At 60.1% G+C, this 24508-nt stretch carries 14 protein-coding genes and 4 pseudogenes; 10 read left to right on the top strand and 8 right to left on the bottom strand.

Features of this window, described 5'->3' with window-relative positions:
• Positions 1-156 precede the first annotated feature (156 nt).
• From malE to malG, 5 genes and pseudogenes are all read left to right on the top strand, one after another.
• Positions 157-1350 carry a maltose/maltodextrin ABC transporter substrate-binding protein MalE gene (malE, locus tag GTU79_RS26475; protein ID WP_132924945.1) on the top strand — a complete coding sequence of 398 codons (1194 nt, stop codon included), beginning with the start codon at positions 157-159 and terminating at the stop codon, positions 1348-1350.
• 842 nt (positions 1351-2192) lie between these two features.
• Positions 2193-2366 carry a hypothetical protein gene (locus GTU79_RS26470; protein WP_203520628.1) on the top strand — a complete coding sequence of 58 codons (174 nt, stop codon included), beginning with the start codon at positions 2193-2195 and terminating at the stop codon, positions 2364-2366.
• A 58-nt stretch (positions 2367-2424) separates the two neighbouring features.
• Positions 2425-3631, top strand: a pseudogene (locus GTU79_RS26465) (IS256 family transposase).
• Positions 3632-3669: 38 nt separating this feature from the next.
• Positions 3670-5085 (top strand): annotated as a pseudogene (malF, locus tag GTU79_RS26460) (maltose ABC transporter permease MalF); the annotation flags it as partial.
• Positions 5086-5097: 12 nt separating this feature from the next.
• A pseudogene (gene malG, locus GTU79_RS26455) lies at positions 5098-5987 on the top strand (maltose ABC transporter permease MalG).
• 87 nt (positions 5988-6074) lie between these two features.
• Here the strand turns inward: malG and malQ are convergent.
• Positions 6075-8184 (bottom strand): annotated as a pseudogene (malQ, locus tag GTU79_RS26450) (4-alpha-glucanotransferase).
• Positions 8185-8483: 299 nt separating this feature from the next.
• Between malQ and malT the strand changes: the two are divergent.
• The gene (malT, locus tag GTU79_RS26445; protein ID WP_203520633.1) at positions 8484-11198 is read left to right on the top strand and encodes an HTH-type transcriptional regulator MalT; all 2715 of its coding nucleotides are present in this window, start codon (positions 8484-8486) and stop codon (positions 11196-11198) included.
• A 58-nt stretch (positions 11199-11256) separates the two neighbouring features.
• Here malT and GTU79_RS26440 read toward each other — a convergent pair whose 3' ends face one another.
• Entirely contained in the window at positions 11257-13536 is a 2280-nt protein-coding gene (locus GTU79_RS26440; RefSeq protein WP_203520634.1) for a TonB-dependent siderophore receptor, read from the bottom strand.
• 264 nt (positions 13537-13800) lie between these two features.
• On the opposite strand from GTU79_RS26440, the gene fes reads away from it, so the two are divergent.
• On the top strand, positions 13801-15102 hold the full coding sequence (gene fes / locus GTU79_RS26435; protein WP_253073434.1) for an enterochelin esterase: 1302 nt from the start codon (positions 13801-13803) through the stop codon (positions 15100-15102).
• 83 nt (positions 15103-15185) lie between these two features.
• Here the strand turns inward: fes and GTU79_RS26430 are convergent, their stop codons facing one another.
• The 6 genes from GTU79_RS26430 to GTU79_RS26405 form a co-directional block, all read right to left on the bottom strand.
• Complete coding sequence (locus GTU79_RS26430; protein ID WP_203520636.1) at positions 15186-16007, bottom strand: ATP-binding cassette domain-containing protein; 822 nt, start codon at positions 16005-16007, stop codon at positions 15186-15188.
• The gene (fepG, locus tag GTU79_RS26425) at positions 16004-17005 is read right to left on the bottom strand and encodes an iron-enterobactin ABC transporter permease (RefSeq protein WP_214513521.1); all 1002 of its coding nucleotides are present in this window, start codon (positions 17003-17005) and stop codon (positions 16004-16006) included. The genes GTU79_RS26430 and fepG overlap by 4 nt, the downstream gene beginning before the upstream one ends.
• On the bottom strand, positions 17002-17991 hold the full coding sequence (gene fepD, locus GTU79_RS26420; protein ID WP_253073433.1) for a Fe(3+)-siderophore ABC transporter permease: 990 nt from the start codon (positions 17989-17991) through the stop codon (positions 17002-17004). Before fepD ends, fepG begins: the two co-directional genes overlap by 4 nt.
• A 94-nt stretch (positions 17992-18085) precedes the next feature.
• Positions 18086-19063, bottom strand: a complete 978-nt coding sequence (fepB, locus tag GTU79_RS26415; protein WP_203520642.1) for a Fe2+-enterobactin ABC transporter substrate-binding protein — start codon at positions 19061-19063, stop codon at positions 18086-18088.
• Between the two features lie 110 nt (positions 19064-19173).
• A complete protein-coding gene (gene satP / locus GTU79_RS26410) occupies positions 19174-19731 on the bottom strand; it encodes an acetate uptake transporter (RefSeq protein WP_132924967.1) in 558 nt (185 codons plus the stop codon).
• 237 nt (positions 19732-19968) lie between these two features.
• Positions 19969-20724 (bottom strand): IclR family transcriptional regulator, encoded by a 756-nt coding sequence (locus GTU79_RS26405; protein WP_203520644.1) that lies wholly within the window; start codon positions 20722-20724, stop codon positions 19969-19971.
• An 86-nt stretch (positions 20725-20810) separates the two neighbouring features.
• On the opposite strand from GTU79_RS26405, the gene GTU79_RS26400 reads away from it, so the two are divergent.
• From GTU79_RS26400 to GTU79_RS26390, 3 genes are read left to right on the top strand one after another with little or no spacing between them, the layout of a single operon-like run.
• Positions 20811-21077 carry a hydantoinase B/oxoprolinase family protein gene (locus tag GTU79_RS26400; RefSeq protein WP_214513520.1) on the top strand — a complete coding sequence of 89 codons (267 nt, stop codon included), beginning with the start codon at positions 20811-20813 and terminating at the stop codon, positions 21075-21077.
• Positions 21065-22465 (top strand): hydantoinase B/oxoprolinase family protein, encoded by a 1401-nt coding sequence (locus tag GTU79_RS26395; RefSeq protein WP_214513519.1) that lies wholly within the window; start codon positions 21065-21067, stop codon positions 22463-22465. The genes GTU79_RS26400 and GTU79_RS26395 overlap by 13 nt, the downstream gene beginning before the upstream one ends.
• Positions 22462-24504: a hydantoinase/oxoprolinase family protein gene (locus tag GTU79_RS26390; RefSeq protein WP_203520649.1), complete on the top strand. Its 2043-nt coding sequence runs from the start codon at positions 22462-22464 to the stop codon at positions 24502-24504. The genes GTU79_RS26395 and GTU79_RS26390 overlap by 4 nt, the downstream gene beginning before the upstream one ends.
• The last annotated feature ends 4 nt before the right edge of the window (positions 24505-24508 follow it).

The following is a 24508-nucleotide window of genomic DNA, read 5'->3' as shown; positions in this document are numbered from 1 at the left end:
CCCATCGCTGTTATAGCGGTCACATTCGGACCGTTCAGGGCGTAGGGCGGGGGAGGATGAGGGGGTAAATGGTTTTGCTCAGTATGTCCGATGTGGAATTGCATGGCGATCCTCTCTCGCCGGTACCCCCGCTTACTCTGTAAAGGACGGAATATTATGACCATAATGACATCCGCTTTACGTATCCTGGCTCTCTCCTCGTTAACCTCGGCCATGCTGTGCGGTTCGGCTTTCGCCAAAATAGAAGAGGGCCGGCTGCTTATCTGGATCAACGGCGACAAGAGCTACAACGGCCTGGCTGAGGTCGGCAAGAAATTTGAACAGGATACCGGCATTAAGGTCAGCGTGGAGCACCCGGATAAGCTGGAGGAAAAATACCCGCAGGTGGCGGCCACCGGTGACGGGCCGGATATCGTTCTGTGGGCCCACGATCGCTTTGGCGGCTACGCCCAGTCAGGCCTGCTGGCGGAAGTGACGCCGGATAAAGCCTTCCAGGACAAGTTTTTCCCCTTTACCTGGGATGCGGTGCGTTTCAATGGCAAACTGATCGGCTATCCCATCGCAGTGGAATCCCTCTCGCTGATTTACAATAAAGATCTTCTTTCCGCGCCGCCAAAGACCTGGGAAGAAATCCCGGCGTTGGATACCAAGCTGCGCGCCAAAGGCAAAAGCGCCATTATGTGGAACCTGCAGGAACCCTACTTCACCTGGCCGATTATTGCCGCCGCCGGCGGATACGCCTTCAAAGCGGAGAACGGCGGATACAATATCAAGGACGTTGGGGTCAACAACGCCGGGTCCGTGGCCGGGTTGCAGTTCATCATTGACCTTATCAAGAACAAACATATCAGCGCCGATACCGACTATGCCGTTTCCGAAGCCGCCTTTAACAAAGGTGAAACCGCTATGACCATCGACGGTCCCTGGGCCTGGGGCAATATGGAAAAAAGCGGCATGCATTACGGCGTCGCGGTACTGCCGACCTTCAAAGGCAAGCCTTCCAAACCCTTTGTCGGGGTATTGAGCGCCGGTATCAACGCCGCCAGCCCCAACAAAGAGCTGGCCAAGGAATTCCTGGAGAACTACCTGCTGACCCGCGACGGCCTGAGCACCATGAATAAAGACAAACCGCTGGGTGCCGTGGCGCTGAAAAGCTACCAGGCCGAACTGGCCAAGGATCCGCGCATTGCCGCCACTATGGTGAATTCGCAAAACGGCGAAATCATGCCGAACATCCCACAGATGAGCGCCTTCTGGTATGCCCAGCGCAGCGCGGTGGTCAATGCCATCAACGGCAAACAAACGGTTAAGGAAGCTTTGGACGGAGTAAAAGACCGCATCACCAAATAACGAGGAATGCAAGCGCCCATGGCACGGTAGGCCCGCGATCACCGGACGTGCAACGAACGTGTTAAAGGGAGACCGTGGCAATGGGGTCGAAGCGGGCGTGGTTTTACCGCCCGCCAGAGCGCCCCATGGCACGGTAGGCCCGCGATCAGCGGACGTACAACGAACGTGTTAAAGAGAGACCGTGGCACGTTAGGCCCCGCGATCACCGGACGTGCAACGAACGTGTTAAAGGGAGACCGTGGCAATGGGGTCGAAGCGGGCGTGGTTTTACCGCCCGCCAGAGCGCCCCATGGCACGGTAGGCCCGCGATCACCGGACGTGCAACGAACGTGTTAAAGGGAGACCGTGGCAATGGGGTCGAAGCGGGCGTGGTTTTACCGCCCGCCAGAGCGCCCCATGGCACGGTAGGCCCGCGATCACCGGACGTGCAACGAACGTGTTAAAGGGAGACCGTGGCAATGGGGTCGAAGCGGGCGTGGTTTTACCGCCCGCCAGAGCGCCCCATGGCACGGTAGGCCCGCGATCACCGGACGTGCAACGAACGTGTTAAAGGGAGACCGTGGCAATGGGGTCGAAGCGGGCGTGGTTTTACCGCCCGCCAGAGCGCCCCATGGCACGGTAGGCCCGCGATCACCGGACGTGCAACGAACGTGTTAAAGGGAGACCATGGCAATGGGGTCGAAGCGGGCGTGGTTTTACCGCCCGCCAGAGCGCCCCATGGCACGGTAGGCCCGCGATCACCGGACGTGCAACGAACGTGTTAAAGGGAGACCGTGGCACGATTGGCCCGCGGTCATTGAACGGGCAACGAACGTGGCGTTCCGCCGCTTAAGGAGGGGGTTATGCCAGTTACCGATCCATCCCCGCCCGGCGGGAGAAAAACACGCTGGTGGCACCATCCCTGGGTAAAAGGGGGATGGGTGGCCGCCATGGCGTTATTGATTGCCTGGCTGGTGATCCCCATGTACGCCCGCGGCGAATATCTCTTTGCCATGGTGACGCGAGCCTGTACATAGATTTGTGTAATTGCCTGATTTTGATATCTTCTATCCAACATCAAAAACAGGTTAATTTATGGACGAAAAACAGTTGCAGGCTCTGGCTAACGAATTGGCCAAAAATCTTAAAACCCCGGAAGATCTCAACCAGTTTGATCGCTTACTGAAAAAAATCAGTGTCGAGGCGGCTCTAAACGCTGAAATGACACATCACCTCGGTTACGATAAAAATCAGCCCAGGACCGGCTCCAATGCCCGCAACGGCTACTCGGCTAAGACAGTAACCACCGGCGATGGGCCACTGGAACTGCGTACTCCGCGCGATCGAGAGGGGTCCTTCGAACCGCAATTGGTGAAGAAAAACCAGACCCGGATCACCGGCATGGACAACCAGATCCTGTCGTTGTACGCCAAAGGCATGACCACCCGCGAGATCGCCGCCGCGTTTAAAGAATTGTATGACGCTGATGTTTCGCCGGCGCTGGTATCGAAGGTGACTGATGCCGTGATGGAGCAGGTTGTAGAATGGCAAAATCGGCCACTGGATACTGTCTATCCCATTGTTTACCTTGACTGTATCGTACTTAAAGTTCGGCAAGATAGCCGCGTCATCAACAAAACCGTGTTCCTGGCCCTGGGCATCAATATCGAAGGGCAGAAAGAGTTGCTGGGGATGTGGCTGGCCGAAAATGAAGGGCAAAGTTCTGGCTGAACGTGCTGACGGAGCTGAAAACCGCGGTCTGAACGATATTCTCATCGCCTGCGTTGACGGTCTGAAAGGCTTCCCGGACGCCATCAATGCGGTCTACCCGCAGGCGCGTATCCAGCTGTGTATCGTGCATATGGTGCGCAACAGTCTGCGGTTCGTCTCCTGGAAGGACTACAAAGCCGTCACCCGGGACCTGAAGGCCATCTATCAGGCGCCTACGGAAGAGGCTGGCTTGCAAGCGCTGGAAGCGTTCGCCAGTGCCTGGGATAACCGCTATCCGCAGATAAGCCGCAGCTGGCAGGTAAACTGGGCGAATCTTGCCACGTTCTTTGGCTACCCACCGGACATCCGCAAGGTGATCTACACGACCAACGCCATCGAGTCGCTGAACAGCGTAATCCGCCACGCGATCAAAAAGCGTAAGGTGTTCCCGACAGACGACTCAGTGAAAAAGGTGGTGTGGCTGGCGATCCAGGCAGCATCACAGAAATGGACGATGCCGCTGAAGGACTGGCGTATGGCGATGAGCCGCTTTATTATCGAGTTCGGTGACCGCCTGGACGGTCACTTCTGAGGAAAGGCATTTACACAGAATCATGTACAGGGCCGTTCACGCTGATATTGACCGGCACCGGCGTCTATCTTTTTACCAACCGCCGGGCTTACGCCTGGCGCTACGTATACCCAGGCGTGGCGGGCATGGGATTGTTCGTACTGTTTCCGCTGATTTGCACCGTCGCCATCGCTTTCACCAACTACAGCAGCGTCCACCAGCTCACCTATGAACGCGCCCGGGCAGTACTGCTTGACCGGCAATTGCTCTCCGGCACGCCTTATGATTTCAGCCTCTACCCCGACGGCGGTCAATGGCGCCTGGTACTCACCGACCCCGATGGCGGCGGGACCCTGGTTACGCCGTCATTCAGTTTTACCCCCGGGACGGAAAGGACCCTGCCTCTATCCCGATCCGACGGGCCGCCGGCGGGAGAGCGGGGCACGCTACGCAGCATCACGCAACATCGCCAGGCACTCAGCGGCTTGACCCTGCAACTACCCGACGGCACCCGCTTGCGCATGAGCTCGCTGCGGCAATTTTCCCGCTTGCGGCCTTTGTACATTCCGGGAGCGGGTGAAACCCTGACCGACAGCGGCACGGGTACGGTCTATCGGCCGAATCCGGCCACGGGATTTTACCAGGCGGTAACGGCCAACGGCGGCTTCGGCGACGATAAACTCAGCCCCGGCTATACGGTCTCGGTGGGCTGGAAAAATTTCCTGCGGGTATTGCAGGATCAGGGCATCCGCCAGCCATTCCTGGCGATTTTCATCTGGACGCTGCTCTTTTCGTTTTTCACGGTGATAGCCACCGTAGCCATCGGCATGGTGCTGGCCTGCGTGGTGCAATGGGAAGCGTTGAAGGGGCGGGCCGTTTACCGCTTACTGCTGATCCTGCCCTATGCCGTGCCATCGTTTATCTCCATACTGATCTTCAAGGGATTATTCAACCAGAGTTTCGGCGAAATCAATCTCATGCTGCAGGCCCTGTTCGGTATACAGCCGGCCTGGTTCAACAATCCGGAGCTGGCCCGGCTGATGCTGGTTGTGGTTAACAGCTGGCTGGGTTACCCCTATATGATGATCCTCTGCATGGGATTGCTGAAATCCATTTCGGACGATTTATATGAAGCCTCGGCGATGGACGGCGCCGGGCCTTTCCAGAATTTTTTCCTGATTACCCTGCCGCTGCTGATTAAGCCGCTTACGCCGCTGATGATCGCCAGTTTTGCCTTTAATTTTAATAACTTTGTCCTGATACAACTGTTGACCAACGGCGGGCCGGACCGTATCGGCACCGCCACGCCGGCCGGCTATACCGACCTGCTGGTGAGTTATACCTATCGCATCGCTTTTGAAGGGGGCGGCGGACAGGATTTTGGCCTGGCGGCGGCCATAGCCACCCTGATATTCCTACTGGTGGGCGGCCTGGCGGTGCTCAACCTGAAAGCCAGCAAAATGAAGTTTGATTAAGGAGGCGCACCGATGGCTATTGTTCAATCCCGATCCCATTATCTGCGTCTGGCGGTGACTCATGTGATCCTGCTGGGATTTATCGCCCTGATCATTTTCCCGCTGCTGATGGTGGCGGCCATTTCACTGCGGGCCGGCAATTTTTCCACCGGCAGTTTGATACCGGACCATATTTCCCTGGAGCACTGGCGCCTGGCGCTGGGTTTCCCGGTGCAGCATCCGGATGGCAGCGTAACGCCGCCGCCTTTCCCGGTCATGTTGTGGCTGTGGAATTCGGTAAAAGTGGCCACGATTACCGCGGTGGGCATTTTGGCGTTATCCACCACCAGCGCCTACGCGTTTGCCCGCATGCGCTTTCGCGGTAAAAACTCGCTGCTCAAAGGCATGCTAATATTTCAAATGTTCCCGGCGGTGCTGTCGCTGGTGGCGTTATACGCCCTGTTTGATCGGCTGGGCCAGTATTTGCCGTTTATCGGCCTCAATACCCATGGCGGCGTGATATTCGCCTATATGGGCGGCGTTGCGCTGCATGTCTGGACCATCAAGGGCTATTTCGAGACCATCGACGGTTCCCTTGAAGAAGCGGCGGCTCTTGACGGGGCCACGCCGTGGCAAGCCTTCCGGCTGATACTGCTGCCGCTATCGGTGCCCATACTGGCGGTGGTTTTGTGTTGTCGTTTATTGCGGCGGTGACCGAAGTTCCGGTGGCCTCGCTGCTCCTGCGGGATGTCAACAGCTATACCCTGGCGGTGGGAATGCAGCAGTATCTCAGCCCGCAAAACTATCTGTGGGGGGATTTCGCCGCCGCGGCGGTGCTCTCGGCCTTGCCCATCACCCTGCTGTTTTTATTGGCCCAACGCTTCCTGGTCAGCGGACTGACCGCCGGGGGGACAAAAGGTTAACGTCACTATTGTGGTAATTGTTGTATCTATCTGTGTCTGTGTGCTGTGTCTTCGGCGACCTAATGTGGTCGCCGTTTTTTTGGTCCGTTATCCCGCTTTGCCGCGACGCCGGTTAATCTCGCGCAGCAGGCGGTTAACGCTGCTGTCGGCGAAGATTTCGTCCAGTGAACGGGACAGTTTTCGGCGCCAGTTCGGGTATTCATCGCTAGTGCCGGGAACGTTCACCGGTTCCGCCATATCCAGCCAGTCTTCCGGCTGCAATCCCAGCAGGGCGCTGGCGCTGTCGGCGAGAAACAGGTGCATCCCGCGGTTAAGCACCGGAGACATCAGCAGGCGGTCGGCCTGTCGCCGGGTGCGTTCGGGCACGCTGCCCTGCCGGTGCAGGGCGTCCAGCAGCCCTTGCCGCGCCAGCCGGCGGTCCTGGTGCAGGAAGGTTAATATGTCGTCGTCGGAGTAGAGTCCCAGTGCCCGGCCGAGCCGCAAATCATCACTGGTCCAGTAACCGCGCAGCGTCGGCAGATCGTGGGTGGTGAGGGTGGCCATGGATTGAGACGGATAGCCGGACGGCGGCCGAAAGACGTGGCGATCGTCCTGCTCGAAGTAGAGCACTTTGTAGGAATAGATGCCGTTATTAAACAGGCGGCTAACGATTTCCTGCGGTACGGTGCCCAGATCTTCGCCGATCACCATGCAATGGTTGCGCTGGCTCTCCAGTGCCAATATGGCCAATAAATCGTCCACCGGATAGTGGATATAAGCGCCTTGTCCGGCGGTATCCCCCAGAGGTATCCACCATAGGCGCAGCAGCGACATGACGTGGTCGATACGCAGCGCGCCGCAGCCGCGCATATTCGGCCCTTAATAAATCGATAAAAGGCTGGTAGCCGCGGGACGCCATTTCATGGGGCGACATCGGCGCCAGACCCCAGTTCTGACCACGGGGGCCGAGCACATCCGGCGGCGCCCCCACCGAGGCCCGCAGGCAATACAGCGCCGGCTCGCTCCAGGTTTCCGCTCCGCCGTCGCTGACCCCCACCGCCAGATCCCGGTATAAGCCGATAGGCATCTCCAGGGTGCGGCATAAGGCGAAACAGTCATTGAATTGCCGATCCGCCAGCCACTGTAGCCAGATATAAAACGCAATCTCCCCGGACGAATGGCGGCAAAATTCTTCTATGGCCGGGCCGCGGGCGTCGCGGTACTCTTCCGGCCATACCTGCCAACTCCAGTTCCCCTTATCCCTGGCAATCAGTTGCCCCTGCAACGCGTCGAAAATGCCCTGATAGCGCAGACTGTCGCCGCCGCGGCGTACGAACTCCTCAAAGTCCCGCCGCCGGACGTCGTCTGCGGCGCGCCGGTTGAATTGCTGCCAGGCCAGGCGCAGCGCCGTATATTTCAACGCCGCCACGCGCCGATAATCCACCCCGGGGCTGGCCCGGACTTCCTCCAGGGCCCGTCGAATCTCCCCGCGGGCCCACCATGCACGTGCCGCCGGGCTGAGTTGAAAATCTTCCACGTCTCCCACATCGATATAGAGCGTGTTAAGCCAGCGTCTGGAGGAGGGGCTATAGGGACTGGCATTGTCCGGCAGGGTCGGATACAGGGCATGGATGGGATTGAGGCCGACAAACGATCCGCCTCGCCGGGCGATTTCCCGGATAAGCTGTTTTAAATCGCCGGTATCGCCAATGCCCCAATTGTGTCCGGAGCGGAGGGTATAGAGCTGAACACAGGTACCCCATAACTTACGCTCCGCGAGCAGCTCGTCGGGTTCATAACAGCGTCTGGGGGCAATGATTATCTGGCAATGCCACTCCCGGCCGTTCTGGTTCAAGGTCAGGCGATGATAACCCGGCGGCAGCGATACCGGCAGAGAGAGCCGTTGCCCGGCGGCGATTTTTCCATGATGGATGCGGCCCTGTTCGGTATGCAGCCACCAGCGGAAATTGCCCTGTCCGCCGGGGATCAGCCAGTGCCGGTCATCGGGACCGTTTCGGTAGGGTGTTTTTTGCCGGTACACCCGCACCGGCGGCAGCGGGGCGGCGTCGGCAGGGCCGGGTTGGGCGGTGTAGCCCATGGCGTCAAGCAATCGTTGTATGGTATGAGGCGAGATACTCTGCCGCTGACCGAGGGCATTGATGTAATCGGCGGCGATGCCGGCGTTGGCTGAGAGTGATTCTGATCCGGTTTCTTCCATGCTCATCCCCTCCGGCGCTAATACCTGCCGGATACATTGCGTCCTCGCCTGCCAAAGGCAACAGGCGGTATCGATGACTCAATGGGTAACCTAACGTATGGTTCGGGTATTTCTCATCCTCCAGTGAATAAATAATGAGGGATGAGCGATAAGGCGTAGTGAAATTTGTGACCGTGCGCAATTTACCGAAGCAGGAAATAGATAACCCTGTATTAATAATTACTTACATAATCCTTACTTTCAATAAACATTAAGATTGAACTTTTTTTCGCCATTCAATACCTCTGGATAATAAAAAAATGCTGATCCCCTCTAAACTCAGACGGCCTGCAAGGCTGCAAAATACGGTTGTTCGGCAACGCTTGTTAGATAGACTTTCCGCGGCGGCTAATTACCGTCTGGCTCTTATCACCAGTCCCGCCGGTTATGGCAAGACGACTCTGGTGGCGCAGTGGGCGGCGGCAAAGCAGGATTTAGGATGGTATTCCCTGGACGAAAGCGATAACGAGCCCGAGCGATTCGCCAGTTACCTGATTGCGGCATTCCAACAGGCAACCGGCGGCCACTGCCAGCGCAGCGAGGCGCTGGCGCAGAAACATCAATATGCCACTCTGTCGACGCTGTTCATCCAACTGTCGGTGGATTTATCCGACTGGCCGACGCCGGTATTCCTGGTGATCGATGATTATCATTTGATCACCAATGAAGTGATTCATGAGTCCGTGCGGTTTTTGCTGCGCAATCAGCCGGATAACCTCAAGCTCATCGTGCTGTCGCGCAATCTTCCTTCATTGGGTATCGCCAACCTGCGGGTGCGGGATCAACTGCTGGAGATAGGCAGCCAGCAATTGGCCTTTACCCACGAGGAGGCTAAGCGTTTTTTCGACTGCCGGCTGGGAATGGCCATTGACCCCCCCGACAGCAATCGGTTATGCGATGAGGTGGCCGGCTGGGCAACGGCCTTGCAATTGATCGTGCTCTCCTCGCGCCAGTCCGATACGCCCGCCAGTAAGACGGCGAAGCGGCTATCCGGCATCAACGCCGGTCATCTCTCCGATTATCTGGTGGACGAGGTGCTGGATCGGGTGGATGAGTCCACCCGGCGTTTTTTGCTGCGCTGTTCGGTGCTGCGCTCCATGAACGATGTGCTGATCGGCCATTTGACCGGCGAAGAAAACGGTCAGCACCGGCTGGAGATGACCGAGCATCAGGGCTTGTTTATCCAGCGCATGGATGATTCCGGCGAATGGTTCTGTTTTCATCCGCTGTTCGCCAGTTTTCTGCGGCAGCGCTGCCTGTGGGAATTGGCTGCGGAGTTGCCCGCCATCCACCGCAGCGCCGCCGAAGGCTGGCTGACGCTGGGCTATCCGGCGGAGGCTATCCACCATGCCATGTCCGCGGGAGACCGCGAGATGATGTGCCGCATTCTGTTGGACAACGGCTGGCGGCTGTTCAACCGCGGTGAACTGGCCTTGCTGGATCGCTGTCTGAAACATGTGCCTTATGACGATCTGATCACGCTTCCCAGGCTGGTGCTGCTCAAGGGCTGGCTGGCCCAAAGCCAGCACCGCTGCGGCGAGGTGGCGGATATGCTGGCCCATGATAAAGCGCAAATGGAGGCCCGCGACGTTGAGATCAGTCCGATGCTGCAGGCGGAATTCAACGCGCTGCTGGCTCAGGTGGCGATAAACACCGGCCAGACCGACCAGGCGGAGTTTCTGGCCGCCGAAGCGCTGCGCCATTTGCCGATGTCCAGTTTTTACGGCCGTATTGTCGCCATGTCGGTAACCGGGGAAGTCGCCCACTGCAAAGGGCGCTTGACCCATGCCTTGACCATGATGCAGCAAACCGACCGGATGGCCCGGCAGCATGAGGTCTATCACTACGCCCTGTGGGCGCTGCTGCAGCAAAGCGAAATATTGATTGCCCAGGGCTATTTGCAGGCGGCTTACGATATCCAGGAGAAAGCGTTCGCGCTGGTGAGGGAACAGCATCTTGAGCAATTGCCGATGCATGAATTTCTCCTGCGCCTGCGCGCGCAGCTGCTTTGGTCCTGGGCGCGCCTGGAGGATGCGGAGCAGGCCGCCAAAGCCGGACTGAACGTGCTGGCCAGCGCCCAGCCGCAGCAGCAGTTGCAGTGTCTGGCGATGCTGGCGAAATGCGCGCTGGCGCGCGGCGATATCGACGATTCCCGCCGTTTGCTGCACCGTTGCGATAATCTTATCAACAGCGGACAATACCACAGCGACTGGATAACCAATGCCGATAAACCGCGGGTGATTTATTGGCAATTGACCGGCGATACCGTCGCCGCCGCCAACTGGCTTAATCAGACGGTAAAACCGGATTGCGTCGATAACCATTTTCTGCAGGGACAATGGCGTAATATCGCCCGCGCGCAAATTCTGCTCGGCCAGTTTGATGAGGCGGAAGTGGTGCTGGATGAATTAAACGACAACGCCAGGACGCTGCAGCTGGTGAGCGATTTGAACCGCAATCTGTTGCTGAACAACCTGATTTATTGGCATACCGGCCGCAAAAGCGAGGCCCAGAGCGTGCTGATAGAGGCGTTGACCTTGGCCAATCGTACCGGGTTCATCAGCCATTTCGTGATTGAAGGGGAGACGATGGCGGTGCAGTTGCGCCAGCTGTTGCAGCTGGGCATCCTGCCGGAGCTGGAGCAGCAGCGTACCCAGCGTATCCTGCGGGAGATCAATGCCCATCACCGGCATAAGTTCGCTCACTTCGATGAGGAGTTCGTTCATCAGTTATTGCAGCATCCCCAGGTCCCCGAGCTTATCCGCATCAGCCCGCTGACCCAGCGCGAATGGCAGGTGCTGGGCCTGATTTATTCCGGCTACAGCAATAATCAGATTGCCGGCGAGCTGGATGTCGCGTCCACTACCATCAAAACCCATATCCGCAATTTGTATCAGAAACTCGGTGTGGGGGAGCGGCAGGAGGCGGTGTCGCAGGTGAAGCGCATGCTGACGATGATTGGGTATCAGGTGTAGGGCACGGTCTCCCTTTAGCACGAATAGTTGCACGATCGGGAAAGCGGGCCCGGCCTGTCTAGAAATGGGTATTCAGGCTCATATAGAAGGTCCTGCCCGGTTCGTTGTAGGTGGCGGCGCCTGCGCCGTACATATAGGCGCCGGTGGTATCGTTGCCGGTGGTTTGGGCGTTGCCGGCCCGGAATTGGCGTTTATCGAACAGGTTGTCGATGCCCAGGGTGACGCTGGCGTTCTTGGTCACCTCATAGGTTCCGCTCAGGCCGACAATGGCATAGGGGCTGACCTCCCTGGTTTCGCTGCCGGTTACCGGTTCGCCTTTGTAGTTGTATTTTTTCGGTTTTTGGCGTCCGTACCACGATAACGTCGATTGAACCGATAAATCTTGCCGCGCCTGCCAGCTGAGGGTGGAGTTTAAGGTATATTTCGGAATGATCGACAGATAATCTCCGGTCTCTTTGTTTTTACTTTCAATCATATACGTCATATTATTACTCCAGGTCACCGTATTGGTCACCGGGATGTTCAGCATACCCTCCAATCCTTGCACCACCGCTTTGGGTACGTTTTCCCATTTATAGATATCGGAAGCACCATTGGAAGAGACGCCGGTGGGCACGTAGCCCGCCTCAATTTTATTGCGATAATCGTTACGGAAATAGGTCACTCCCGCCTGATAACCGCCACGTTTGAATTCCAGACCGATCTCTTTATTGATGCTGGTTTCAGCATCCAGGTCCTTATTGCCCAGGAGATAACAGCCGCCGGTGCTGGCGGCGCAGCCCTGGCCGCGGCTGTACAGCAGGTAATTGGGGTTGGTTTGAAACAGGCTGGGGGCTTTGTAGGCGCGGGCGATGCCCATTTTCAGGGTGAAATCGCTGCCGAATCCCTGGGACAGATTGAGGGACGGGCTCCAGTTGTCGCCGACGATGGAGTGATGATCGAACCGCAGGCCCGGCACCAGACTTGTGCTGTCGGTAAGCTCGATATTATCGTCGGCGAATAACGAAAATATCTCCGCCGACGCGTACGGGCTGCGGCCGGTGCTGGCGATACCGGGAATGTTTCCCCCCAGCAGGGTCTGGGTATTGGAGGCCGGGTCTTTCATCTTCTGCTGATTCCATTCGGTGCCGAAGGTGGCGGTCTGGTTTACCCCAAGCTCAAAGGGGACGCTTAACTCACTGTGCGCCAGCAGGCTGTCCAACCTGATGGTGGAAAAGCTGTCGTCGGAGAAAATGCCTTCGGTGCCGCCGGCCAGGCCTTCATCCAAGCGGGTGTTTCGGGTTCTTTCAAATTGCAGGTAATTGAGGGTGCTGATGCCGCTGTCCCAGTAGCCGCGATAGCTCAAGGCATGGGTTTGCCGGTACAGCCGATTGGTTTCTTTGCCGTAATTGTCTTTAACCAAATCACTGGTGTTGGTGTTTTGGGTATCGCCGGCGTACAGATTGCCCTGGCGGCTAAAGGTGGTTTCATACTCCAGCGTTTGCATCGGCGCGAAATCCCAATGCAGCAGGGCATCGATATTCTTGTCAATCACCCCTTCCCGGCCCGCCGGCAGGGTATCGGCGTAGGTGCCGGTGCGCAGGGACTGGTGGCCTCGGTTGATATCCCAGGCGTCGGCCTGGGTTTTGCCGTAGCCGCCGGTGAGGCGAAAACTGAACTGATCGCTTAGCGGGCCCTCCAAACTGAAATTGGTGCGCTTGGTGGCGCCTTCATCGTTATGTTGCGGCACATTGAAATAGGTATTCCACGACCCGTGCCATTCGCGGGTGTCGCGCTTGGTGATGATATTCACCACCCCGCCGGCGGCGCCATTGCCGTAACGGGCGGCGGCCGGTCCGCGCAGGACGTCGATATGGTCGATCATTTCCGGCGGCACCCAGGCGGTATCGCCCCGGGTATCGCGCTCGCCGCGCCAACCCTGGCGCACCGAATTGCGGCTGCTCACCGGCAGTCCGTCGATGAGGATCAGGGTGTTTTCCGGCCCCATGCCGCGGATATCGATCTGGCGGTTATTGCCGCGCTGGCCGCTGGTGGAGTTGCCGGTCAGGTTGACCCCCGGCATGGTGCGGATGATTTCCGAAACGTCCCGCGCCGGCGGACGTTTCCTGATTTCTTCGGCGCTGATGGTGGAGACCCCCGGCGCCTGTAGATTTTGCTGTGCGGCGGTGACTACCATGGTCTCGCCGCCGGCGGTTTTTTTCTCATTGTTTTCAGCGTTTTTATCCGCCGCCGCCACGACTTCCTTGTCGTCATTGGCCGTCAATGCGGCGGCTGCGAGCGCCGATGTGCCCAGCCCAAGACCTATAAGGGTCGCTAAGGAATAACCTGCTAATTTCATGGCTAAGATCTCGAATTCTCTGCCGATTCTCAGGCGGAGCGGGGTTAGCCACCGTCTGGAAATGGCACATTGTTATCGTGAAAACAGACGCCTGCGGCGCTGCTTATACCGTTGCGGCGTTCCCTGGCCGATTAAAAAAATTCCCATGACAAAGCCGCCATCCTGGCAAAATGACTATGAATACATAGGAAGCTTTACACATTATTGCAAATAGAAATAATTATCAATAGTATTAAGATTGCGTTTTACAAAGGCTGATTACCAATGGTCACAATAATGCTGGGACGGGCGGATGCAGGGACGAAGGAGTGGTGGCGGGAGATAGCGGATCACGGCACCCCATGGGTGGAAAAAGATCGGGACGGCCGCTATCGGGTAACTTTTTTGTGGCGCGATCCCGGCGGGAATGCGCAAACGTCGGCCCTTCGCCGGGTATGGCTGAATATCAACGGCATTACCGACCATCATCAGTCCCTGGCGCCGCAAAGCCTGGAACGTTTGCCCGGCACGGATGTCTGGTACCGGCAAACCTGTCTGAGCGCCACCTGGCGCGGAAGTTATTGCTTTATTCCCCGTGAGGACGAAACTCCCTTTCCCGCGGCGGCGGGGAGTCGCCCGGAGACGGAGATGTCGGCATGGCGTCTGTGGTGGGGAGGGCTGCTGGACAGCGCGGTACATGACTCACTAAACCCGTTGCGCTGCTGGGTCGGCGCCCGCGGCCATGGATTATCCCCCCTGCATATGCCGCTGGCGCCGCCGCAAACGGCTTGGACCTATGTGGACAGGCGGGGCGCGGACTCGCGGGCCTTGCGACCGCCTTCGCCGGCGCGGCTTGAATGCCGCCGCTGGCACAGCCGGCGGTTGGGCAATAGCCGTGATGTCTGGGTTTTGACCACCGGGCAGCAGCAGCCCCATCGCCGGCCGTTGGCGATATTGCTCGACGGTCGGTTTTGGTCACAGGAGATGCCGGTTGCCGTTCCGCTCTGCCGGCTTACCCGCGAGGGCCGCTTGCCGGAGGCGGTGTATGTGATGATCGACAGCGTCGATACCCGGCAACGAAGCCATGAGCTGACCTGTAATGCGGAGTTCTGGCTCGCGGTGCGGGAAGAGCTGATGCCGTGGCTTGAGACCTGGGCACCCTATCGGCCCGATCCGGCCACTACGGTGGTGGCCGGGCAAAGTTTCGGCGGGTTGGCGGCGATGTACGCCGCGCTGCATTGGCCCCTGAGCTTCGGCCTGGTGCTTAGTCAGTCGGGTTCCTTTTGGTGGCCCCATCGGGACCCGGGACGCATCGATGGCGATATCCGCGCGTCCGGCGAGCTGTTAAGGCAGCTGGAAAACGGACTGGGCGCCGGTCTGGCTCTTGGAATGTATATCGAAGCCGGCATTCATGAACCGTTGATTTACCAGGCTAACGAACGGCTGCTGGCGCTGTTGCGGCCGTCCCGCCATCGCATCCGCTTCCGGCGGGTGGACGGCGGCCATGACGCCCTCTGCTGGCGCGGCGGCCTGCTGGACGGCCTCGAGTCGCTCTGGCGCGGCCCGGATGCCCAAACGACGATCTAGGGTAAACCCCGGCTAATGCGGGCGGATTCACGGCGTGTTCGGGATGTGACAACCCGTCCCGGCAGGCCGTGTTGGCTGGCGACTCATGTTGACGCATCCGCCGGGTCGCGGCCCAGCGGCACAATCAGCGGCGTGTGGGATACCGGGTCGTCGATAATGATACAGCGCAGGCCGAAGACCCGCTCCACCAGTTCGGCGGTGACAATGTCCGACGGCGTCCCCTGGGCGACAATCTGCCCATCGCGCATGGCCACTAAATGAGTGGCGTAACGGCAGGCATGGTTAAGATCGTGCAGCACCATCACCAGCGTTTGTCCGGCGGTACGGTTTAGGTGCCTGAGCAGTTCCAGCAGATCGATTTGATGGGCGATATCCAGCCAGGTGGTGGGCTCGTCCAATAACAACAGCGGCGTTTGCTGCGCCAATACCATGGCTATCCAAACCCGTTGGCGCTGTCCGCCGGAGAGGGTATCCACCGGCTGCTGCGCCAGCGCTTCGATACCGGTGGCGCGCATGGCTTCCCGTACCGCCGCTTCATCCTGTTCCCGCCAGCGGCCGAACAGCGATTGATGGGGATAACGCCCCCGGGCCACCAGGTCGCCCACCAGGATATCGCCGGGGGCGGCGGGGCTTTGCGGCAATAATCCCAGCCGGCGGGCCACCTCTTTGGTGGCGTAGCGGCGGATGTCCTCGCCGTCCAGCCATACCCCGCCGCCATCGGGGCGCATCAGCCGGCTCAAGGCGCGCAGCAGCGTGGATTTGCCGCAGGCGTTCGGGCCGATAATGACGGTCAGGCCGCCGTCGGGAATGGACAAGGACAAATCACGGGCAACGATCTTTTTATCATAACCCAGGGTCAGGTTTTCCGCCCGCAGGCGGGACGGCGGCAAGGGGCAGGGGTTCATGTTTTACGGGACTCCCGGATTAACAATGCTATCAGGTAGATGCCGCCGATGCAGACGGTGACCACCCCCACCGGCAATTGATAGGGGCTGAACAGACGCTGAGCCGCCAGGTCCGCCGCCAGCAGCAGCAGCGACCCGGTTATGGCGGCCAGGGGAATCGAGGCGGTGCCGCCGACCGCCAGACGGCGGGAAATTTGCGGCGCCACCAGCGCGATAAAGGATATCGGCCCGGCGACGGCGGTGGCGGCGGGGGTAAGCGCTACCCCCGCCGACATCAGTCCCAGGCGCGTGCGCTCCGCCGATACTCCCGGCCCGCGGGCGGCATCGTCGCCCATTTCCAATAGCCGCATGGAACGAGCCAGCGCCAGCGCCAGCAGCAGCGCCAGGGCGATGATTACCGCCGCCGGCAGGCATTTGGCCCAGGTGATGCCGTTGAGGGATCCGGCGCTCCATAACCCGGCGGAGAGGGCGGATTCAAGCGAGGCGCCCACCACCAGGGCCGTATTCGCCGCCACCAGCAGGGCGCGGACGGCAATACCGACGATAATCAGCCGGAAGGTATGAATGCCGTTGCGCCAGGCCAGCATATAGACCGCTACGGCGGTCAGGCCTCCGCCGGCCATGGCGGCGGCGGTTATAGTGGAGTAGCCGCTGTTGAGCAGGACTATCGCCAGTAAGACGCCGCTGTGGGCGCCGGTATTGAAACCCAATATATCCGGGCTGCCGAGGGGGTTGCGCATCAACGATTGAAAAATGGCGCCGCTGGCGCCGAGGGCCGCCCCCAATAACAGCGCCACCGCCACCCGCGGCAGCCGCCAATGGGTGACCACAATCCGCACCGGGTCGGGGGCCGTTCCCCATAGGGCCTCCATCACCTGCGGGACGCTGAAGGGAAGCGAGCCGGTGCTCAGCGACAAAACCGCCAGCGCCAGACAGCAGCATACCAGCAGGCCGCCGGTGAGGAATAAACGGGGTCCGCGCCGGACGACGTAATTCATAATCGTTTAAGCTCCCGGTGATTACGTACCAGCGCAATCAAAACCGGCGAGCCGATAAACGCCGCCACTACTGAAACCCGCAGTTCCCCCGGCACGATGACCCGGCCGAGTATATCCCCGGCCAGCAGCAGCACCGGCGTCAACAGCAGGATGAAGGGCAACAGCCGCCGGTGATCCTCCCCCGCCAAACGGCGCGCCATATGGGGCGCCATCAGGCCGATAAAGGCGATGGGGCCGACCAGCGCGGTGGCGCCGCCGCATAACAGGGTAATGGCCGTCACGCCCAGCGCCTGGGTCATTCCTATCCTTGAGCCCAGGCCTGCGGCCACATCGTTGCCCATGGCCAGGTTATTCAATCCCCGGGTCAGTCCCAAGGCCAAAACCGCCCCCAGCATGATGGGCGCCGCCACGATTTTTATCACCGCCATAGAACGGATATCCAGCGATCCGGCCTGCCAAAAGCGCAGTTGGTCATAGATAAGGGGATTGATCAAGGCGATGCCCGAGGCAATGCCGTCAAGGACCGCTCCCAGCGCCAGGCCGGACAGCGTCAGGCGAATGGGATTTAGCCTGCCGCCCCCCGCCGCGCCAATAAGCGCCACCAGCAGCGTGGCGGCCAGCGCGCCGAGCAAGGCGAACATGACATAGAGGTCCGGCGAAGCGGCGCCGAAAAAGGCCATGCCCAGCACCACGGCGAAACCGGCTCCGGCGTTCACGCCCAGTATGCCGGGATCCGCCAGGGGGTTGCCGGTCAGGGTTTGCATCAGCGCCCCGGACAAACCCAGGGCGATTCCGGCCAACAGGCCGGCCAGCGTTCTCGGCAGGCGGGCGTCGAGCACGATAAGGCAATCGGTGGTACGGCACGCCTTCGAGAGCGCCTGGACAACCGTGGCGAAGCCGATGCTTTTTGCCCCCACCAGCAGGCTGGCGGCGAGGGTCAACGCCAATACCAGGCATAACAGGACTAACTTATGGGACGGGCGCATAATCCTCCGCATCATCATCGGGATAAAAACAAGAGCCGGCTATTCTTTGCGGCGCAGGCTGCCCGATAACGCCGCCGGCGCCGACTCGTGCGGGCTACCCCTGGACGAAGTAGTGCTCGAGCGTTGTCAAAACATGGGAGGCGCTGTAATAGTCGAGGCGAAAGGTATCGCGGCCCAGAGCGTACACGCGCCGGTTGCGCACCGAGGGCAGATGCAAGAGAAAAGGATTCGCCAGCAGGGCGTCGGCGTCGGCCTCGTCGGCGGCAAACAACAACAAGCTCTCGCCATTCAAACCGTCCGCCAGGTTCTCGCCGGAAAGCTGCAGGATATCGCCGCGCCGGCCCATGCTATGGCTTTGCGCCAGATTGTCCGGCGGTACGGCCAGTACGAAACCCAACTGCAGCAGCAGCCGGCCCTGGGGAGAATCGGCGGTCCACAGGTTGGCGGCTTTGCCGTCGCGGTGGTACACCAGCGCGGATACCGGCTGCGGCGGCAAAGCCAGTCGCTGCCGCAGGGCCTGCCGCCGGCTATCGAAATCTTTGACAATTTTTTCGGCGTCGTCTTCACGCCCGGTGGCCCGGCCGAGCTCCACGGCCACCTGCTGCCAGCTCTGGTTGTCGTAATTCACCACCAGGACCGGGGCGATGGCCGATAATTGATCGTGAAGCCGCAGGGCCGAATCGCCGCCGGTGGCGGCGATGATAATCAGGTCCGGGGCTTGTGCTGCGATGGCCTCGGCATCGGGTTCGCCGATATAAAGCCGTTTCACGCCGCGCCGTTGCGCCACCTCGCCCCACTGGCGTAAAAACCCCTGCCCGTCGGCGACGGCGTTATTAGGGGTGGTGGCGCCGCTGGCAATGACCGGCGCGCCGATGGCCAATAACGTTCCGGTAAGGGTAACGCTGGTGGATACAATCCGCTGCGGCATCCGGGGTAGGGTAATGTCCCCTTGGCCGCCGGCGATCTGTCGGGGCCAGCCCTCTGACGCCGGGCACCAGCCGGGGGCAAGGATAAGCAGCAATAGCGCCAGCAGGGGAATGATTACGCGGTGGGTACTCAGGAGACCGGGCATGGGATACGCGTCCAGGGGACTAATTAGGAATGCGTATCATTTTCATTGTTAACGGAATAAAAGTCCAGCAATTCGCAAAGAGAAGGCCTCGGTTAAGAGGCCCGGGTACTTCAGCCCACCGGCAGGATTTTGCGGCCGAGCTGCTCGTTAATGACCTGCGCCATGGCCAGGTAAATGGCGCTGGCGCCGCAGAACAGCCCGACATAGCCTGCAATCACCAGCAGCGGTTTGTTGGCGGTGATATCACCGATGGCCAATAAAGCGAACAGCAGGGTCAAGGTGCCGAACACCACCTGTAATGCCCGGCTGGCGGCCAGGGTGGCGAAAAACATGAACAGCGTGAACACGCCCCATAGCGCCAGATAGACGCCGAGGAACACTTCATCGGCGGGATCGGCAAGCCCCATGCGCGGCAGGACCAGGATACCCACCAGGCTGAGCCAGAACGCACCGTAAGAGGTAAAGGCCGTAGTGCCGAACGTATTGCCGTGTTTGTATTCCATAATGCCGGCAATCATTTGCGCGATGCCGCCGTAAAAAATGCCCATACTGACGATAATGGACGTTAAAGGGAAAAAGCCTGCGTTATGCAGATTAAGCAATACGGTGGTCATACCAAAACCCATCAATCCCAGTGGGCCGGGGTTCGCTAACTTGGTGGTGTGCATATAGCCTCAGTGATAGAAAGAAAAAGCGAATTCATTATCCCCATGGCCGCGCGTTGAGGAAAATTATCCCATCGCGCAGCCTGGGCCGCAGCATCATAAAGATCCCGGCGCGATGAAACAATGATTTGAACAGGCTATCAAAGGCGAGAGCAGGTATCTAACTCTCTGGGCGGCAGGTGGGGAGTCTTGGTTTTTCCCCACGGCATAGGGGAATATCCGGCGGTTTGCCCGGTGATGTTAATGCCATCCCAGCCGGCTGCTCAGGATGGCGGCGTAATTTTTCACTGCGGCGATAAGCGCCTCGCCGTTTTCGTTGAACCGGCTGGAAATGGCCGCCACATTCAGTGCCGCCACGGTTTCGCCTTTGCCGTTGAGCACCGGCGCCGCGACCCCGGAACCGCCGATGTCGATCTCCTGATCGGATACCGCGTACCCGTCCCGTCGGGCCTTGGCGATATGGGCCTTGATTTGTCCGCGATCCACCAGGGTATGTCTGGTGTACTGCACAATACGTTCCCGTGACAGGTAATTATCGATTTGGGCGTCGTCCCGCCCCGCCAGCAGGGCACGGCCCATGGCGGTGCAATAAGACGGCAGACAGCTGCCGAGGGGGGATTCATACCGCACCGGTTGCGTGCCGCTGCAGCGTTCCAGCGTTTTCAGGCGGCCTTCGCCGTTGAGCACGCCGAGCATAATGGTTTCACCGCAGCGATCCCGCAGTTCGCGCATTACCGGCAGCGCCATTTCGCTAAGGCGCGCCTCCGGCCCGCAAATCCAGCCCGGACCCTCGCGAAAGGCGTTATTAAGCTGATAACGGTCCGTTTCGTCCCGTATGGCGTAACCCCGCGATACCAAGGTGGCCAGCAGATTATGGGTACTGCTTTTCGGATAGCCCAATTCGTCAACAACTTCTTTCAGGGACAGGGGTTTTTCCTCATGGGTCAATAATTCAAGCACTTCCAGCACCCGCACCGCGCTTTTTACTTCGTTCATGTATGTGAATCCTATTCTTGTTGCTGAACCAATTTTTACTATGCTAGAACATTTATTACAATCATTATTCACTGGCAGAGTTACCGATGAGCCATGCAGCGCCGCTGGACCCCATAGCAATCGAGCTTGTTCGTCACGCTTTCCATTCCATTTGTGATGAAATGGCGGAGTCTCTGGTGCGTTCCAGCCATTCCCCTAATATCAAAGAACGGCGGGACTGTTCGTGCAGCGTTTATGATGTCAACGGCGATATCGCCGTCCAGGCGGAGCATATTCCCATCCACCTGGGCGTTATGGCGGGGCCTTGGGTCACATCCTGGCCGCGTATCCGGCGGCAGAAATGGCGCCGGTAGATGCTTTCCTGGTTAATGATCCCTACTATGGCGCTAATCATCTGCCGGATTTTATCGTCGTCGGACCGCTGTTCGCCGGGGGCGAGATGGTGGGCTTCGCCGCCAGCATGGCGCACCATACCGACGTGGGCGGACTGACGCCGCGCAGCATGCCGGCCACCGCCACCGAAATTTTCCATGAGGGCTTGCGCATCCCGCCGGTGAAGCTGGCCGCCGCCGGCGCGGTGGATCAAAACCTGCTGACCCTGATCGGCGCGAATTCGCGTTTGCCCGAGGAGCGCATGGCGGATCTCGGCGCGCAGATTGCCACCATTCAGGTGGCGCAAAACCGTATCGACGAACTGGCCCGTCGTTATGACATGGCGCAGTTGCGGTTCGCCATGGCCCAAATCATCCGCCTGTCGGAACAGACCACCCGCGCCTGTATCGCCGCACTGCCCGACCAGGTATGGACCGGCGAGGCCCAAGCTGATTTCGGCGGCGTCATGATTCCCCTGCGGGTCGCCATCAGTAAAAATAACGACGTGCTGAATATCGATTTCACCGGCAGCGGGCCGCAAACCGAGAGCCCGTTCAATTCCTGCCTGGCCAATACCCTGGCCTGCGTGTATATGGCGGTTCGCATTACCCTGGCGCAGGGCATCCCGGCCAATGCCGGCATGTACCGCGCCCTGAATATCACCATCCCGGACGGCTCAATCCTTAATCCCCGCTTCCCGGCGGCCATTTCCGCCGCTACCCAGGTGTCTTACCATACCTTTGAAGCCTTGATGGACGCCCTGTCGGCGTTTTCGCCGGCGCTGGTGCTGGCGGGAACCGGCGGCGGCGGGGTATTTTCCTTGGCGGCCCGAATCCGCGCACCGGCCGGCTGTTCGCCTATGGCGAGGCGCTGGGGCGGTTCCGGCGCCAGTCATGTGGCGGACGGTGAAAGCGGCATGATACCGCCGGTGGCCAATTTGCACGATACGCCGGTGGAAGTGCTGGAAATGAGCCTGCCGGTGCGCATCCTGCGTTACGAACTGGTGGAAGGATCGGCGGGGCGGGGCGCCAGCGCGGCGGCTTCGGTCTGCGGCGCACCTTCCAGATGCTTACGCCGGTGCGCTGCTCCTTCCAGGTCAGCATGCCCACCCGCGGGCCGGATGGTTTACTGGGGAACCGCCGGCGCGCCGACCCGCATCATCGTGACGCCGCCGGATGCGAAGCCGCGGCACATTACCGGTTTTAGCGAGCTGTCGGCCCCGGCGGACACACTCATAGAAGTGGAAACCGCCGGCGGCGGCGGATACGGCCCGGCCGCGGAACGGGACCCCACGGCCGCGGAACAGGACAGGCTTTATGGCTATGGCGTCCATGGGTTGGGCTTTCAGGCACAGGAGAAGCAAGCATGACCGGTTTATTGGCAGCCGTGGACGTGGGCGGCACCTTTATCGATGTGGTGGTCAGCAACCCCGCCTCGGGGGAAACCCGCATCGCCAAGGTTCTGCACCGCAAAGGGGATCAGGGCAACGATATCCTGGCGGCCCTTGATGCCCTGGCGGTGGAAATGGGCGCCCGCGCCGCCGATATCGAGGCGGCGGTGGTGGGGACGACGGTGGTCACCAACGCACTGCTTGAAGGCGCGCTGGCAAAAACCGCCTTGTTGACCACCGAAGGATTTCGCGATGTGCTGGAAATCGCCCGCATGACCCGGCCCTCCTCCTACGATCTTCACGCCAGGCGCGCGCCGGTGGTGGCGCCCCGGCATTTGCGCCTTGAGGTGCCGGAACGCCTGGATTTCCAGGGCCGGGTATTGAAACCCCTGAATGAAGCGGCGCTGGACCGTTGCATTGAGCGCCTGCGGGAAGCCCGGGTGGAGGCGGTGGCGGTAAGTTTGCTGTTTTCGTTCGTCAATCCGGAACATGAACGGCGGATCGGCGAGAAGCTGGCGGCGCTGGGGGTGCCCGTCTCGCTGTCATCCGAGGTTTTGCCGGTATTCCGCGAGTACGAGCGCACCACCGCCACGGTGCTTAATGCCGCCACCATGCCGGTGATGGGGCAGTTTCTCACCGGTCTCGAAACGCTGAAAGATAACGGTCCGGCGCGGACCTTTGTCATGGGTTCCGCCGGCGGCTGCCTTACCTTTGCCGAAGCCCGGCGCTTTCCGGTGAAATGCGCCATGTCCGGTCCGGCGGGCGGCGCGGTGGGGGCGTTGGAACTGTCGGCCCGCCACGGACTCGGCGAGGCCCTGACGCTGGATATCGGCGGCACCAGTTCGGATATCGCGCTGCTGCGCGGCGGCGCCATTCCGGTCACCGATGAACGGACCATCGGCGGTTATCCGGTGGCGGTGGCCTCGGCGGAAATCGAAACCATCGGCGCCGGCGGCGGTTCCATTGCTTATCTGGATCGCACCGGATCCCTCAAGGTCGGTCCCCAGAGCGCCGGATCCACGCCGGGGCCGGCCTGTTATGGCCGCGGCGGCGACCAGCCGACGGTGACCGATGCCCATGTGGCGTTAAACCGCCTTGGCGTACGCAGCATGCTCGGCGGCGATTTTGTCCTGGATCGTGATGCCGCCGTGGCCGCAATCGAACGGCATATCGCCGCGCCCCTGGGCCTGAGCTGGCAGCGGGCGGCCCAGGGAATTTTGCAAATCGCCACCGCCAACATCGTGCGCGCCATTCGGGCCATGTCGGTGGAGCGGGGGCACGATCCGCGCCATATGACCTTGATTGCCTTCGGCGGCGCCGGCCCGCTGCACGCGGTGGATGTTGCCCGCGCGCTGGATATCCCTAGGGTGTTGATTCCCTATTATTCCGGCGTGTTTTCCGCTCACGGCATTTTGTCGGTGGATATCGCCTACGACGCCCAGCGCACCTGGCTGCGCACCCTTTCCGCCATCGATGCGGCCGAACTGGCGGCATTAACCGGCGAAATGAGGGAGGCGCTGCTGGCGCGGGCCGCCGCCGACGGTTTTATGCCGGCGGAGCTGGTTATCGCCTGGTCGGCGGATTTGCGCTATCAGGGGCAGTCCCATGCCCTGACGGTGGATTTACCCATCGCCGACAGCGAAGGATTGGCCGCCAGCCGGACGGCATTTCTAGCAGAGCACCGGCGGCGCTACGGCCATGCCTCCGAGACCCTGCCGGTGGAGTTACTGAATCTGCGGCTGAAAATCAGCCGGCCGCGCCCCGCCGCCGGCGAAGCGGCCACCGCATCGACCCGGACCGCTGAGCCGGCGGGCCGGCGCCAGGTCTGGCTCAGCGCGGAAGCGTGCGTCGAATGTCCGGTCTACCGGCGTACCGAACTGCCGGAAAATTGGCGCGCCATTGGCCCGCTGGTGATCGAACAGTTCGATACCCTGACGCTTATCGGCGCCGGCGACCGGGTGGAGGTATTGCCCGGCACCCGAGCCTTGTCCATAGTTATCAACCCCCAAACCGTTTGACAAC

The organism is Sodalis ligni (genome assembly GCF_016865525.2).
GTDB classification, from domain to species: domain Bacteria; phylum Pseudomonadota; class Gammaproteobacteria; order Enterobacterales; family Enterobacteriaceae; genus Acerihabitans; species Acerihabitans ligni.
This window is presented reverse-complemented; position numbering and strand designations above follow the sequence as displayed.